The organism is Enterovibrio paralichthyis, from assembly GCF_019209835.1.
GTDB classification, from domain to species: domain Bacteria; phylum Pseudomonadota; class Gammaproteobacteria; order Enterobacterales; family Vibrionaceae; genus Enterovibrio; species Enterovibrio paralichthyis.
In genome coordinates this window covers 155,699-172,225 of sequence record NZ_JAHUTS010000005.1, presented here as the reverse complement: position 1 = coordinate 172,225, position 16,527 = coordinate 155,699, and the positions used below count along the sequence as shown (strand labels likewise).

Below are 16,527 nucleotides of genomic sequence, written 5' to 3'. Positions count from 1 at the left end.
CCAATGTCATTTCGTTGATTAAAATCGCAGCGCAATCTAAGCGTAACTTCTATGACTTAAATCAAGTTTACGGTGGACAGTCAGGCCACATTCTGATAACTTTTAGGGTGTTTGGTAATTGGTCTTACCAATTTACAAGGCCAGTGAATGGGATTGCACGCGCAGGAACTCCGGCGCCGGATAAGTAATAAAAACAATGGCTATACAACGGATTCGTCAACCCAAACTGTCTGACGTTATTGAGAAAGAGCTTGAAAGCCTGATTCTGGAAGGGACACTGTCTCCGGGTCAAAAACTGCCGCCTGAGCGAGAGCTGGCAAAGCAGTTTGATGTTTCCCGTCCCTCCGTTCGTGAAGCTATCCAGCGGTTAGAAGCCAAAAAACTCCTGAACAGAAAACAAGGTGGCGGCACCTTTGTGAGTGAACGCTTGTGGCAGCGTTTCTCCGAGCCTCTGATTGGCCTGTTAGCCGACCACCCTGAAACCCAGCTTGATTTGCTGGAATCCCGTCACGCGCTGGAGGGTATCTCCTCCTATTTTGCTGCACTGCGGGGCACAGAAGAAGATTTAAAACGGGTGTGCCATTGCCACGATAACATCCGTGAAGCCCAGCAACTTGGTGACATAAAAGCCGAAGCTGCTGCCGTGATGCGATACCTGATTGCCGTGACTGAAGCGTCGCACAACGTGGTATTGCTGCACATCATGCGCAGCCTGGCACCATTGCTGGAGCAAAACATATTACAAAACTTTGAGTTACTGAACCGACGCGAAGACGTAGTGGCAAAAGTAACCAGACACAGAGCCAATATCGTGCAAGCGATCACTGCCGGGGAACCAGAAAAAGCCCGTCAGGCATCGCACGCGCATTTGGCTTTTATAGAGGAAACCCTGTTGGATTTGGGGCGTGAGGAAAGCAGAAGAGAACGCTCACTGCGCCGGATTCAACAACGCAAGGACGAGTTGGAATAGCGGATCCCGACAGCTTCGCGGAGTTGTCAGGAGCCGTTTTTTCAACTGCGACAACATTAGTTTTGTACAAGTCAATCAACGAAAGGATAGATCGCCATGTCTGAAGTCATGAAAAATGACGTGGACGCACTAGAGACCCAAGAGTGGCTGTCCGCTCTTGAATCAGTCGTTCGTGAAGAAGGTGTAGAACGTGCCCAGTTCCTGCTTGAGCAAGTAATGGAAAAGGCGCGCCTTGACGGTGTCGATATGCCAACCGGCATCACCACCAACTACGTGAATACCATCCCTGCAGACAAAGAGCCTGCATACCCAGGTGATGTAAACCTGGAGCGTCGTATTCGTTCTATCATTCGTTGGAACGCGATCATGATCGTGTTGCGCGCATCGAAAAAAGATCTGGAACTGGGCGGCCACATGGCGTCTTTCCAATCTTCTGCGGCATTCTACGAAGTTTGTTTCAACCACTTCTTCCGTGCGCCTAACGACGTAGACGGTGGCGATCTGGTTTACTACCAAGGTCACATTGCACCGGGTATCTACTCACGCGCTTTCGTTGAAGGTCGTCTGACTGAAGAGCAGCTGGACAACTTCCGCCAGGAAGTGGACGGTAAAGGTATCCCTTCATACCCGCACCCTAAACTGATGCCTGAATTCTGGCAGTTCCCAACCGTATCTATGGGTCTGGGGCCAATCTCTGCGATTTACCAAGCACGCTTCCTGAAGTACCTGAACGGTCGTGGCATGAAAGACACCACCAACCAGCGCGTATATGCGTTCCTGGGTGATGGTGAGATGGATGAGCCAGAATCACGCGGCGCGATCTCTTTCGCAGCACGTGAGAAGCTGGATAACCTGTGCTTCCTGATCAACTGTAACCTGCAGCGCCTGGATGGCCCAGTAATGGGTAACGGCAAGATCATTCAAGAGCTGGAAGGCCTGTTCAAAGGTGCTGGCTGGAACGTGGTTAAAGTGGTTTGGGGTAGCGGCTGGGATAAACTGCTGGCGAAAGACACCTCAGGCAAACTGCTGCAGCTGATGAACGAAACTGTTGACGGCGACTACCAGACTTTCAAAGCGAAAGACGGCGCCTACGTTCGTAAGCACTTCTTCGGTAAATACCCAGAAACTGCAGCACTGGTTGCTGACATGACTGACGAAGAAATCTTCGACCTGAAACGTGGTGGTCACCAGCCTTCTAAGCTGTACGCAGCATTTAAGAACGCACAAGAAACCAAAGACCGTCCAACTGTGATCCTGGCGAAAACCGTTAAAGGTTACGGCATGGGTGAAGCAGCGGAAGGCAAGAACATTGCGCACCAGGTTAAGAAAATGGACATGACCCATGTTCTTCACCTGCGTGACCGCCTGGGTCTGCAAGACCTGCTGTCTGACGAAGACGTGAAAGCACTGCCTTACCTGAAACTGGAAGAAGGTTCTGCTGAGCACCAGTACCTGCACGCTCGCCGCGCAGCACTGAAAGGCTACACGCCTAAGCGTCTGCCACGATTCACCGAAGAACTGACTCTGCCAGAGCTGGATGCGTTCCAACCTCTGCTGGAAGAGCAAAAGCGTGAAATCTCTACCACCATGGCTTTCGTACGTGCGCTGAACGTATTGCTGAAAGACAAAGGCGTTGGTAAGAACATCGTTCCAATCATTGCGGACGAAGCACGTACTTTCGGTATGGAAGGTCTGTTCCGTCAAATCGGTATTTACAACCCACACGGCCAAAACTACACCCCGCAAGACCGCGACATCGTTTCTTACTACAAAGAAGCGACTTCAGGTCAGGTACTGCAAGAAGGTATCAACGAGCTGGGTGCAATGTCTTCATGGGTTGCTGCTGCGACGTCTTACAGCACTAACAACCTGCCGATGATCCCGTTCTACATCTACTACTCAATGTTCGGCTTCCAACGTGTTGGCGACATGGCGTGGATGGCAGGCGACCAACAAGCGCGCGGCTTCCTGCTGGGTGCAACTGCAGGTCGTACTACCCTGAACGGCGAAGGTCTGCAGCACGAAGACGGTCACTCTCACATCATGGCAGGTACTGTTCCTAACTGTATCTCTTACGACCCAACTTTCGCTTACGAAGTTGCAGTGATCATGCAAGACGGTATGCGTCGCATGTACGGTCCAGAGCAAGAGAACGTGTTCTACTACCTGACCCTGATGAACGAAAACTACGAGCAACCAGCAATGCCAGAAGGCGCTGAAGAAGGTATCCGTAAAGGTATCTACAAGCTGGAAGCTTACGCAGGCGATAAAGCGAAAGTTCAGCTGATGGGCTCTGGCACCATCCTGAACGAAGTACGTGCAGCAGCTGACATCCTGAGCAAGGAATATGGCATCGCTTCTGACGTATTCAGCGTGACCTCATTCAACGAACTGGCACGTGATGGCCAGGCGTGTGACCGTCACAACATGCTGAACCCAATGGCTGACGCGCAAGTACCATACATTGCACAAGTTATGGGTACAGAGCCTGCTATCGTTGCGACTGACTACATGAAGAACTACGCAGACCAAGTTCGCGCGTTCATTCCTGCTGAGTCTTACCGCGTGCTGGGTACGGATGGCTTCGGTCGTTCAGACAGCCGCGAGAACCTGCGTCGTCACTTTGAAGTTAACGCGAGCTACGTTGTTGTAGCAGCGCTGACTGAACTGGCGAAGCGTGGCGACATCGAGAAATCAGTGGTTGCTGAAGCCATTGAGAAATTCGGTATCGACACTCAGAAAGTGAACCCACTGTACGCGTAAGAGGCATATATCAATGGCAATCGAAATTAACGTACCAGACATCGGTGCCGATGAGGTTGAAGTTACTGAGATCCTCGTTAGCGTTGGTGACAAAGTTGAAGAAGATCAGTCGCTGATCACCGTTGAAGGTGACAAGGCGTCGATGGAAGTACCTGCATCACAGGCTGGTATCGTAAAAGAAATCAAAATCGCGACTGGCGACAAGGTTTCTACCGGTTCTCTGATCATGATTTTCGAAGCGGCCGGCGCTCCGGCCGAGGGTGCAGCGCAAGCTGCACCTGCTCCTGCAGCGGAAGCAGCTCCAGCAGCAGCTCCAGCTCCAGCAGCAGCGGCGCAATCTAGTGCGACAGAGCAGAAAGAAGTATTTGTACCAGATATCGGTGGCGACGAAGTCGAAGTCACTGAAATCATGGTAGCGGTTGGCGACAGCATTGAAGAAGAGCAATCTCTGATCACTGTTGAAGGCGACAAAGCATCAATGGAAGTACCAGCACCTTTCGCAGGTGTTCTGAAAGAAATCAAAGTAGCAGCAGGCGACAAAGTATCTACCGGCTCTCTGATCATGGTCTTCGAAACAGCAGGTTCAGGCGCAGCACCAGTAGCGGCAGCAGCTCCAGTTGAAGCACCTGCAGCAGCACCGGTAGCGGGCGGAACGAAAGAAGTTCACGTACCGGATATCGGCGGTGACGAAGTCGAAGTGACTGAAATCATGGTAGCGGTTGGCGACAGCATCGAAGAAGAGCAGTCACTGATCACTGTTGAAGGTGACAAGGCTTCTATGGAAGTTCCTGCACCATTCGCAGGCGTGCTGAAAGAAATCAAAGTAGCGGCAGGCGACAAAGTGTCTACCGGCTCTCTGATCATGGTATTCGAGGTGGCGGGCGCAGCTCCGGCTCCTGCGGCAGCGCCAGCAGCATCTGCTCCGGCAGTGGCTCCAGCGGCAGCACCAGCAGCACAGGCGGCTCCTGCAGCAGCGGGCGAGTTCGTGGAAAACCACGAGTACGCACACGCATCTCCAGTTGTTCGCCGTATCGCTCGCGAATTCGGTGTGAACCTGGCAAAAGTGAAAGGTTCTGGCCGTAAGAACCGCATCTTGAAAGAAGACGTTCAAGCGTACGTGAAAGACGCGCTGAAACGTCTGGAATCTGGCGCAGCAGCGGCAGCTTCAGGTAAAGGCGACGGCGCAGCACTGGGTCTTCTGCCATGGCCGAAAGTTGATTTCAGCAAGTTCGGTGAAACTGAGGTTCAACCTCTGTCTCGCATCAAGAAGATTTCTGGCGCGAACCTGCACCGTAACTGGGTAATGATCCCGCACGTGACCCAGTGGGATAACGCTGACATCACTGAGCTGGAAGCATTCCGTAAAGAACAAAATGCTATCGAAGCGAAACGTGACTCTGGCATGAAGATCACCCCACTGGTGTTCATCATGAAAGCTGTTGCTAAAGCGCTGGAAGCTTTCCCAACGTTCAACTCTTCTCTGTCTGAAGACGGTGAGAGCCTGATCCTGAAGAAATTCGTGAACGTGGGCATCGCGGTAGACACGCCAAATGGCCTGGTTGTTCCTGTCTTCAAAGACGTGAACAAGAAAGGCATTTACGAGCTGTCTGCTGAGCTGGCTGAAGTATCGAAGAAAGCACGTGGCGGTAAGCTGACTGCAGCTGACATGCAAGGCGGCTGTTTCACTATCTCTAGCCTGGGTGGCATCGGCGGTACTGCGTTTACACCAATCGTAAACGCGCCGGAAGTGGCAATCCTGGGTGTGTCTAAGTCTGAAATGAAGCCAGTTTGGAACGGCAAAGAGTTCGCTCCTCGCCTGCAACTGCCTCTGTCACTGTCTTACGATCACCGCGTGATCGACGGTGCAGACGGTGCACGCTTCATCACATACCTGAACGAGTGTCTGTCAGACATTCGCCGTCTGGTACTGTAAGGCTATACCCGACCAGCGTTCACCTGCATATGGTGGGCGCTGATTTGATGTACAGCTCACAGGCTATGGGTTTTTATTTTTCAGGCTGTTAACACAGCTGTAAAATGTCAGACCAAACATTAAGCTGCAGATGTACTGCGCAGTGAAACAAAATGGTCCATGATAAAAAACTCTTAGTCAGGGATATAAGACTACAACGAGGTCAGAATGAGTAAAGAAATCAAAGCCCAAGTCGTTGTACTGGGTTCGGGTCCTGCAGGCTATTCAGCGGCGTTTCGCTGTGCGGACTTGGGTCTGGACACTGTTCTGGTAGAAAAATACAGCACGCTGGGTGGTGTGTGTCTGAACGTGGGTTGTATCCCATCGAAAGCACTGCTTCACGTAGCGAAAGTCATCGAAGAAGCGAAAGCGATGGCAGAACACGGTGTGGTATTTGGCGAGCCAACGACCGACATCACTAAAATCCGTCTGTGGAAAGAGAAAGTTGTTACCCAACTGACTGGCGGTCTTGGCGGCATGGCTAAGATGCGTAAAGTTAACGTGGTTAACGGCTACGGTAAGTTCACCGGCCCTAACACTATCGTGGTGGAAGGTGCAGACGGCGCGACGACTATCAACTTTGACAACGCGATCATCGCTGCGGGCTCTCGTCCAATCGAGCTGCCATTTATCCCGCACGAAGATCCACGTATCTGGGACTCAACCGACGCACTGGAACTGAACGAAGTTCCTAAGAAAATGTTGGTTATGGGTGGCGGTATCATCGGCCTTGAAATGGGTACGGTTTACCACGCGCTGGGTTCTCAGATTGACGTTGTTGAAATGTTTGACCAGGTTATCCCTGCGGCTGACAAAGACATCGTTAAAGTCTTCACCAAGCGTATCAGCAAGAAGTTCAACCTGATGCTGGAAACCAAAGTGACTGCGGTTGAAGCGAAGGAAGACGGCATCTACGTGACCATGGAAGGCAAGAAAGCGCCTGCAGGTCCTGAGCGTTACGATGCAGTGCTGGTTGCTATCGGTCGTGTACCAAACGGTAAACTGATCGACGCTGAAAAAGCAGGCGTTGAAGTGGATGAGCGTGGCTTTATCAATGTTGATAAGCAAATGCGCACCAACATCCCTCACGTTTACGCGATCGGTGACATCGTAGGTCAGCCAATGCTGGCACACAAAGGTGTTCACGAAGGTCACGTAGCGGCGGAAGTTATCGCAGGTAAGAAGCACTACTTCGACCCGAAAGTGATCCCATCAATTGCTTACACTGAGCCAGAAGTGGCTTGGGTTGGTCTGACTGAGAAAGAAGCGAAAGCGCAAGGCATCAACTACGAAGTTGCGACCTTCCCATGGGCGGCATCTGGCCGTGCTATCGCGTCTGACTGTTCAGACGGTATGACCAAGATGATCTTCGACAAAGACACTCACCGTGTGATCGGTGGTGCGATTGTCGGCACCAACGGCGGTGAGCTGCTGGGTGAAATCGGTCTGGCGATTGAGATGGGCTGTGATGCAGAAGACATCGCATTGACCATCCACGCGCACCCAACCCTGCACGAATCTGTAGGTCTGGCAGCAGAAGTGTTTGAAGGTACAGTGACTGACCTGCCAAACGCGAAAGCAGTGAAAAAGAAAAAGTAATTTCTGACACTCACTGACACCAAAAAGCGTCTCTTCGGAGGCGCTTTTTTTGTTTCCATCAATCAATGGCTTAGACTTTGTGTCTCACTATTTGATCAGGTGAATTGTACTTTTCTGAACCCGCCTTCCATTTTTAGCGGTCGTTGTATTTTTATTTCGGTTGGGTCAAAGAAGTGTTTGATAATATTCTGTAAAATTGAACTAACACATAATATTGCAGACATTGATCATGTGTTTGTCTGATTTAGCTTAAGCCTTTGGCGCCCTATTTTGATGAGGATCTGTGGCCAACACTGCCTCGTTCTCTTCCTCTTTGCTTTTTCAACAACATCTATCAATCGTTTTTGCACCTTGAGGTTTCCATGTTTGCGTTTAGCCAGCTTTCTTTTAAAACCAAGCTATTTATTCCGCTTGTGTTTGTCAGCACTGTTTTTACCTGCGTTCTTGCTGCTTCATATCAAACTTTTGAGCGACAAATCGCGCTGAATGAAGAACTCAACGAACAACTTCAGCCGACATTCACCGACATTGAAGATGCTTACAGAGACCTTTACCAATCTCTGGGCAGTCTGGAGGGCTTGTTGGCAAGGGGAGTCAATCCCCAGACTGTTGAAGCACAGCAGTTTGAGTTCTATGACAATGCCCCTAAAGCGGTAAAACGCATACAGTCGTTTCAATCACTGATTGATACGGGCATTGTTGACGTATCGCTACAGGCGGATCTTAACCGGATAACTCTGAAAACCGAGCGTTGGTTGAGCGAGCTGGAAGCCATCATTAAGGTGCCATCCAATGCCAATGCCTTGTATGAAGAAAAACACCCGGCGTTATCCCGTGATTTTTCTGACATCCGTAAAGATATCAAAGTGCTTGAAAAAGCCATTGAGGCGGCAACTAAAAGAGTCTCTAGCGAAATCGTTGAGTCAACGGCCAATGCTGAACGCCTGATCCTTGGTGGGACGATAGTCGCCCTCATTCTGGCGTTGCTGGGAGGAATAATCCTTTCACGTATGTTGATGAAACCGGTCAATGAAATGCTGGAAGCATTGAAAAATATCGCATCTGGTGATGGCGATCTGACGCAAAGACTCTCTGTGCAATCTCAGGATGAAATTGGCCAGCTGGGCGATGCTTTCAACCATTTTGTAGCAAAAATCCAGGACAGTATGAAAGAAGTCATCGAGGCCTCGAACTTGCTGCGCTCCCAAACGGAACAGATTGAAAGTGCTATCCGTAACAGCGTGACTGAAACAGAAAGCCAGCAACGTGAAAGTGACATGATTGCCGCCGCAGTGCAGGAGATGAGTGCGAGCAGCACGCAGATTAGCCAGAACGCCGCAGACGCAGCTGATGCAACCCACACTGCAACGCAGGAAGTGACAGCCGCGCAGGAAAGCCTGGCAGCTACCGTAAACGCCATGGCCTCCTTGCGCAGCCAGATTGAGCAGTCGCAGGAGATGATTGGTACGTTGGACAACGATGTCGACAGCATTGCGTCCATCGTCGATGTGATCCGCGGGATTGCAGAGCAGACCAACCTGTTGGCACTGAATGCGGCGATTGAAGCTGCAAGGGCAGGAGAGCAGGGACGTGGCTTTGCTGTTGTTGCAGATGAAGTGCGTGTATTGGCTAACAAAACCCAGCAGAGCACGGAAGAAATTCGCGAGATGATCGAGCGTTTAGAAAGCGGGACGCAAAACGCGGTTCAGGCGATGAATGAAAGTGGCGAGGCCAGCCATGAAACGGTCAACCAGATCCAGCAGACGTCAGAATATCTGGATACGGTCTCCGGCATGATCCTGACCATCAATGACCAGAACAGCCAGGTCGCAACAGCGTCCTTACAGCAAAGAACTGTGTCAGAAGACGTGAACCGCAATGTGCATGGCATCGTGGAATACGGTAAACGCGTGCATGACAATTTGGAGCAAGTTGAGGGTATCTGTCATGAACTGGCGCAGAAAAGTCGTCAGCTTGATGCAGTGGTCGGCACTTTCCGGGTCTGACAGGCACTAACTTGAGAGAAAAGCGACGCAAAAATTGCGTCGCTTTTGCTTTCAGGTGAGGGATTACAGTTTAAAGCGTCTCACCAAATCATCCAGACGGTGCGAAAGCTCGCGCAGTTCATCACTGGCACGTGCCATGTTATCGGCCGTATCCGCCGTTTGCTGGGTGGTGACGTTGATGTCTTCAATATTGCGGTTGATATCTGCCACGACCGTCGACTGCTCTTCTGTTGCGGTGGCAACCTGAGTATTGATGTCTGAAATCAGCACGATCTGCTCGTTAATTTGCATTAGGGCAGATGCGGCATTCTGGGAAGCATCTGCACCTTGCGACGTCAGGTGCTGACTGTTTTCCATTGCTTCGACCGCAAACTGGGCTTCTTTCTGAAGGTCATCAATCATGGTCTGGATTTCATTGGTGGACTCTGCCGTGCGGCTGGCAAGGCTTCTCACTTCATCGGCAACTACCGCAAAACCACGACCCTGTTCACCGGCACGTGCCGCTTCGATTGCTGCATTCAGTGCCAAGAGGTTGGTTTGCTCTGACACGCCACGAATCACATCCAGAATACTGCCGATCTGCTGGGTATTGCCTGCGAGTTTTCGGATCACCTCTGCCATGTTGTCCATGTCAGCCGCCAGCTGTTGGATGCTTTCCTGCGCGGACATCACCACATTTTGCCCGGTCGCCGTTTCATTGGCTGCATTGTTGGCAGAATCGGCTGCATGGGCGGCATTGGCCGCAATCTCGTTCACGGTAGCGCCCATCTCATTGATAGCGGTGACCACAAGCATTGTACGGTCACGCTGACTTTGGCTTTGAGTTTGGGTCATCTGGGCTTGCTCGGCGACGACAGAAGCCGAATTGTTCAGTGACTGGCTGGTGGCAGCCACATCACCGACCACTTGGTGAATTTTGCTGACAAAGCCGTTGAACCCCTGAGCCAGTTGGCCAATCTCATCGTTCCCTTTGACTTCGAGGCGCTGACGGAGATCGCCTTCTCCTTCACCAATGTCTCGGAAGACTTTGGCAAGATCAGAAATAGGACGGGTGATGGTTGACGCTAGGAAAACCGCTGCCACCGCAATCAGGGCACATACCAGAACAGACAACAAAATGATTTGCTGGGCGGTACCGGTTAGTTCGTTATAGACCTCTGCAGTTGGTACTTCGGCGACCACAAACCAGTCCAATGATGGAATGTAGCTGGAAGCCAACAGGACAGCTCGCTCACCGGTGGTACTGGAAACCAGGTTAAAGTCACGCTTAATTAACAGTTCACGAACATTCCCCTGATACATTTGCGCGATGTTACTGCTGCCCATGTGGCGTGGATTGCGGTGCAGTTGAACGTGTCCGTCACGGGATACCATAAACACAAAGCCACTTTGTTCAACTTTGAACTGGTTCATGAAATTCACCATGTTGTCCATCGACCGGGACAGACCTGCCAGCAGTGTGCCATTAACTTGTTGATAGTTTACAAACAGCTTCAAATCTCCGTTGTCTTCACGGTAGACGCTGTTGGTACGGGCTTTGCCGCTGTTGACCAGTTTAAAGAACCAAGAGCTGTCTTCGGGTTTGAGTTGACGCAGGAATCCGTCTTGGTTCCAGTAGTCACCGTTGTGACGGTTAGCGACAGAAGCATCGGTTAATAGGTATTGTTGTTTCAGTGTTCGAAGTGTTTCAACGATATCTGACTTTGTTCTTGGATCGCCATTTGCCTCAACTGCACTTGCCAACATGGGCATGCTTGCCAGTTGTTCGGCCGCGGCATCGAGTTGGTTGACGCTTTGTTCCACTTCTTCACGGATATTGTTCAGAAGAAGAGGCAGTTCGTTTTCCAGCAGGCGGGCTTCCACCATATCATGGGCTTTGGTGAGACTGAGGAAACTGACGAGGGTCGTGGAAGTAATGACCGTTGAGATCATCGCAAATATGAGTTTCTGTTTTATAGTTAACCGCGTGAAATACATGCTTTTCTCCGTGGTGCCGATTATCCTTCGGCGTCGTTATTAGCGTTCATGGAACATTAAAACTGCAAGGCAGCAAAAAAATGTTAATTAGGCTTCTAAAGGGCAGGTTGGTTACTGCAGCGGTACTGTTGTCGGCCACGCTGTCTGCATCTTTAGCGTTTGGAGATGAAAGCGCTCAAAGACCAACTATTGGCTTGGTGCTGGGCGGTGGCGGTGCGAAAGGGGCGGCGCACGTTGGCGTGCTCAAGGCGCTGGAAGAAATGCGTATTCCTGTCGACTACATTGCCGGTACCAGTATGGGGGCTTATGTCGGCGGGTTGTACAGCATTGGTATGAGCGCGGATGAAATTGATGGTCTGATGGGCTCCATCAATTGGAAAGAAGGCTATCAGGACAGGGTTTACCGCGGCGACCGCCGTATCCGCGATAAAGATCATGAAGATCGCTACAATCTCTCCACTAACCTCGGCTTTGATTTCAAAAGCCTGAAAACCCCCCAGGGCATTGTACAGGGTCAGAACATGATCCGTATTTTGCGTGATTCCACCGGCAACCTTCCTGCGCTGAAATCTTTCAATGACATGGTGATCCCATACCGCGCAGTCGCAACCGATATTGAACGGCTGCAACCGGTTGTCATCGACAGTGGCCAGTTAACGGAAGCCATGCTGGCGAGTATGGCAGTGCCAGGCGCACTGCCACCGGTTGAGCTCGATGGCCGCTATCTGGTGGATGGTGGGCCGGTTAATAACATGCCGGTCGACGTCGCCAAAGCGATGGGGGCAGACATTGTCATTGCGGTCGATATCAGTACCGATTACAGCCCTGCCGCAGAGCTTGGTTCGTACCTACAGGTCATGAACCAGCTGGTTAACTATATGGTGCGCAACAGCACCGACGAACAGATTGCCAATATGACCAACCAGGATGTGCTGCTCAAGCCCCAGGTTGGCAATATGGAAACCACCGAGTTTGAGCGCATGCCGGAAGCATTCGATAAGGGCTTCCAGGCTGCGTTTTCCCATCGTCAGACACTGAGTAAGCTGGCACTCAGCGCAGGTGAGTATCAGGAATACATTGAAGCCAAACAGCAGCGCCGCCGACTGATGCTGTTTGGGGAAATGCTGAATGTCGACCATATCGTTATTGATAACGAAACCAGCTTTTCTGATTCTGTTCTTAAAGCGCGCCTGGCACTGGAAACCGGTGTGATGGACTCGACCAAGCTTGAGACAGCAGTGCAGAACCTTTATGCGCTGGACCGGTTTGAAACCGTGCGCTACCACATCGAAAGCGAGGGTGACGAACGTACCCTGGTGGTCAATGTGAAGGAGAAAAGCTGGGGGCCAAACTTCGTTGATTTCCGCTTTGCACTAGAAGACAACTTCCAGTCCGGTACCAATTTTTCTGCTGGGGTCAGTATTAACTCCACCGGATTATCAGATTATGGCGCTGAGCTGCGTACCATTCTTGAACTTGGTACCGATAAAAAAGCACAGGCGGAGTTGTATCTGCCATTCAGTGCCGACCAACTGTTCTTTACCGAGATACTCGGGGGTGTGGAAGTGCGTGAGCGTGACCAGTATTTCCGCTCCGAAGAGCCACTGCTGGGTGAGGACACCTTTACGCTGGGAACCCGCTACAGTGAAGTGATTGGTGACATAGGCTTTGGCTGGCAACCTGAGCTATGGGGCGAATTTAAAGTTGGCTATCGCTACATTGACGGTGAGGAAGAGCAGGCGGGCGGGCTCATCTCGCAGCGTTACAAGCGCAGCATGCCATACGTGACCTTTACCCTGGACACGCTAGATAACCGCGTTTTTCCCAACTATGGCGCTTATCTTGATGCTTCGCTGGGCTTTGCCAGCGATACCCTTTTCTCCAATGGTGACAGGGCAGAATCAGAAGCGAGTGTGCTGAATGTGGAAGGTATTTATGCCAAAAACTGGGGCAAACACACGGTTTACGGCAAAGGGAAATACGGCACCATCAATGCACGGGTCGGCAATGTGGCCATTGAACCTCATGAACTGGGTGGCTTTCTGAACCTGTCAGGGATCCCGCGTGATTCCCTCTGGGCCAATAACATTGCCTACGGCGCATTGGTTTACCGCTATCGCCTGCTGGATAACGACTTCGGACTGTTTAAATCTCCTGTTTATTTAGGTACTTCCATTGAGTACGGTGGAGTGTGGAACAACCCAGATTTTTCGTTAAAAGAGGTGCCGTTTTATACCGCAGGCAGTATATTTGCTGGTGTTGATTCTCCGCTGGGGCCGGTCATAGTCGCCTATGGTCGTACAGAAAATGATCTCGATTCGTTCTATTTTATAGTCGGGTCCCAGTTCTAAAGGACTGATGGAGAGAAGCGCCCGCGCTTTTCTTGCTGATAAATCAAATGTTTCATTCCGTGGCTGGAATTTAAAATTTGGTTAAAAAGTGATAACATGCCAGCTTCGACATGCAGGGCTTCAAAGAGAAAGATAGCTACCCCCTACATTTCACTGAGTACCTGCAAGCCGAGCTTAATTCCAAGGATGTCTGGCCGCGACGGCCGGACCGAAATATGAGGAAAACGTCGTGCTTGAAGCCTACCGTAAACACGTCGAAGAACGTGCTGCTCAGGGCATTGTCCCTAAACCACTCGATGCGGAGCAAACCGCCAGCCTTATCGAATTGCTCAAGAACCCACCGGCAGGTGAAGAAGACACACTGGTTGATCTCCTTGAAAACCGCATTCCACCGGGTGTGGATGAAGCAGCTTATGTAAAAGCTGGCTTTTTGGCGGCTGTCGCAAAAGGTGAAGCAAGCTCACCTCTGGTTTCCAAAGAACGCGCCGTAGAACTGCTGGGTACCATGCAAGGCGGTTACAACATCGAGCCGTTAGTTACGCTGCTGGACGACGCAGCACTGGCATCTATCGCTGCAAAAGCGCTGTCACATACCCTGCTGATGTTTGATGCTTTCTATGATGTGGAAGAGAAAGCCAAAGCAGGCAACGCTTTTGCCAAGCAAGTCATGCAATCCTGGGCAGACGCAGAATGGTTCCTGTCCAAGCCTAACGTGCCAGAGAAAGTCACCCTGACTGTTTTCAAAGTGACCGGTGAAACCAACACCGATGACCTGTCTCCGGCTCCGGATGCCTGGTCACGCCCAGACATTCCACTGCACGCCCTGGCAATGCTGAAAAATGAACGTGACGGCATTAACCCTGACCAAGCGGGCGTGGTTGGTCCAATTAAACAAATCGAAGCACTGAAAGAGCAAGGCCACCAGCTGGTTTATGTGGGTGACGTTGTCGGTACCGGTTCTTCCCGTAAATCTGCAACCAACTCTGTGCTTTGGTTTATGGGTGACGATATCCCACACGTACCAAACAAGCGCGCAGGCGGTTTCTGTCTGGGTGGCAAAATTGCCCCAATCTTCTTCAACACCATGGAAGATGCAGGCGCACTGCCTATCGAGCTGGATGTTTCCAAGCTCAACATGGGCGATGTGATTGACATTTACCCATTCAAAGGTGAAGTACGCAGCCACGGTTCAGACGAAGTGCTGTCGACCTTCAAACTGAAAACTGATGTGCTTTACGATGAAGTCCGTGCAGGTGGCCGTATTCCATTGATCATCGGCCGTGGTCTGACAGACCGCGCACGCGAAGCGTTGGGTCTGGAGCCATCAGATGTGTTCCGCCGTCCGCAGCCAGTGGCTGATACTGGTAAAGGTTTCACCCTTGGCCAGAAAATGGTGGGTAAAGCGTGTGGCGTGGAAGGTATCCGCCCAGGCACTTACTGCGAGCCTAAGATGACCACCGTAGGTTCACAGGATACCACTGGCCCTATGACCCGTGATGAACTGAAAGACCTGGCTTGTCTCGGCTTCTCTGCCGATCTGACCATGCAGTCTTTCTGTCACACCTCGGCTTACCCTAAACCGGTTGATGTGAACACCCATCACACCCTGCCTGATTTCATCATGAACCGCGGCGGTGTTTCCCTGCGTCCGGGTGACGGCGTTATCCACTCATGGCTGAACCGCATGCTGTTGCCAGATACTGTGGGTACCGGTGGCGACTCGCATACCCGTTTCCCTCTGGGGATTTCGTTCCCGGCTGGTTCCGGTCTGGTTGCGTTTGCTGCGGCGACTGGTGTAATGCCACTGGATATGCCAGAGTCGATTCTGGTTCGCTTCAAAGGTGAAATGCAGCCAGGTATCACTTTGCGTGATCTGGTGCATGCAATCCCTTACTACGCGATCAAGCAAGGTCTGCTGACCGTTGAGAAAGCCGGTAAGATCAACGCATTCTCAGGCCGTATCCTCGAAATCGAAGGCGTTGATCACCTGACGGTTGAGCAGGCATTCGAACTGTCTGATGCATCGGCAGAGCGCTCTGCTGCGGGTTGTACTGTGAAGCTGTCTCAAGAGTCAGTGGCAGAGTACCTTGAGTCCAACATCGTGATGCTGAAGTGGATGATCAGTGAAGGCTATGGCGATCGCCGTACCATTGAGCGCCGCATCAGTGCAATGGAAGCGTGGCTTGCAAACCCAGAGCTGATGGAAGCTGACAAAGATGCAGAATACGCAGAAGTGATCGAAATCGATCTGGCTGAAATCGAAGAGCCAATTCTGTGTGCACCGAACGATCCTGATGATGCGCGCCTGCTGTCTGATGTCGCTGGCGACAAAGTGGATGAAGTTTTCATCGGCTCTTGTATGACCAACATCGGTCACTTCCGTGCGGCAGGTAAACTGCTGGATAAATTCGGCGGTACGCTGCAAACCCGTCTGTGGGTGGCTCCGCCAACCAAGATGGACCGCGACCAACTGACTGAAGAAGGTTACTACGGTATCTTCGGCCGCGCGGGTGTGCGTATCGAAACCCCGGGATGTTCACTGTGTATGGGTAACCAGGCGCGTGTTGCAGACAAAGCAACCGTGATTTCTACCTCTACCCGTAACTTCCCGAACCGTTTGGGTACCGGTGCGAATGTTTACCTGTCTTCGGCAGAGTTGGCATCAGTGGGCGCTATTCTTGGCCGCATCCCGACGGTTGAAGAGTATCTGGAATACGCGAAGCAAATTGATGCGACAGCGGCAGATACCTACCGCTACCTGAACTTCCACCGTATGCCGCAGTACACCAAAAAAGCGGATGAAGTGATCATTCAGACTGCAGTGTAAGTTATCTCGGATATTGAATAGCAAAAAGCCTCCAGCGATGGAGGCTTTCTTCATTTTGGCGA

General features: G+C 51.3%; 8 protein-coding genes. 7 read left to right on the top strand and 1 reads right to left on the bottom strand.

Going from position 1 to position 16,527, the window contains the following annotated elements; translation table 11 throughout:
* Nucleotides 1-196 precede the first annotated feature (196 nt).
* The 5 genes from pdhR to KU854_RS08380 all read left to right on the top strand — a co-directional run bounded on the left by pdhR (nt 197) and on the right by KU854_RS08380 (nt 9,310).
* Entirely contained in the window at nt 197-970 is a 774-nt protein-coding gene (gene pdhR, locus KU854_RS08400; RefSeq protein ID WP_054779421.1) for a pyruvate dehydrogenase complex transcriptional repressor PdhR, read from the top strand.
* Between the two features lie 96 nt (nt 971-1,066).
* On the top strand, nt 1,067-3,733 hold the full coding sequence (aceE, locus tag KU854_RS08395; protein ID WP_218358001.1) for a pyruvate dehydrogenase (acetyl-transferring), homodimeric type: 2,667 nt from the start codon (nt 1,067-1,069) through the stop codon (nt 3,731-3,733).
* Nucleotides 3,734-3,746: 13 nt separating this feature from the next.
* Complete coding sequence (gene aceF, locus KU854_RS08390) at nt 3,747-5,666, top strand: pyruvate dehydrogenase complex dihydrolipoyllysine-residue acetyltransferase (protein ID WP_218358000.1); 1,920 nt, start codon at nt 3,747-3,749, stop codon at nt 5,664-5,666.
* 207 nt (nt 5,667-5,873) lie between these two features.
* Complete coding sequence (gene lpdA, locus KU854_RS08385; protein ID WP_218357999.1) at nt 5,874-7,304, top strand: dihydrolipoyl dehydrogenase; 1,431 nt, start codon at nt 5,874-5,876, stop codon at nt 7,302-7,304.
* 362 nt (nt 7,305-7,666) lie between these two features.
* Nucleotides 7,667-9,310: a methyl-accepting chemotaxis protein gene (locus tag KU854_RS08380; protein ID WP_218357998.1), complete on the top strand. Its 1,644-nt coding sequence runs from the start codon at nt 7,667-7,669 to the stop codon at nt 9,308-9,310.
* 63 nt (nt 9,311-9,373) lie between these two features.
* Here KU854_RS08380 and KU854_RS08375 read toward each other — a convergent pair whose 3' ends face one another.
* Entirely contained in the window at nt 9,374-11,287 is a 1,914-nt protein-coding gene (locus KU854_RS08375) for a methyl-accepting chemotaxis protein (protein ID WP_218357996.1), read from the bottom strand.
* An 80-nt stretch (nt 11,288-11,367) separates the two neighbouring features.
* Here KU854_RS08375 and KU854_RS08370 point away from each other — a divergent pair, with 80 nt between their 5' ends.
* Together KU854_RS08370 and acnB are read left to right on the top strand one after the other, a co-directional pair.
* Nucleotides 11,368-13,638: a patatin-like phospholipase family protein gene (locus KU854_RS08370; RefSeq protein WP_218357994.1), complete on the top strand. Its 2,271-nt coding sequence runs from the start codon at nt 11,368-11,370 to the stop codon at nt 13,636-13,638.
* 229 nt (nt 13,639-13,867) lie between these two features.
* Nucleotides 13,868-16,465 carry a bifunctional aconitate hydratase 2/2-methylisocitrate dehydratase gene (gene acnB / locus KU854_RS08365; protein ID WP_218357992.1) on the top strand — a complete coding sequence of 866 codons (2,598 nt, stop codon included), beginning with the start codon at nt 13,868-13,870 and terminating at the stop codon, nt 16,463-16,465.
* Nucleotides 16,466-16,527 lie beyond the last annotated feature (62 nt).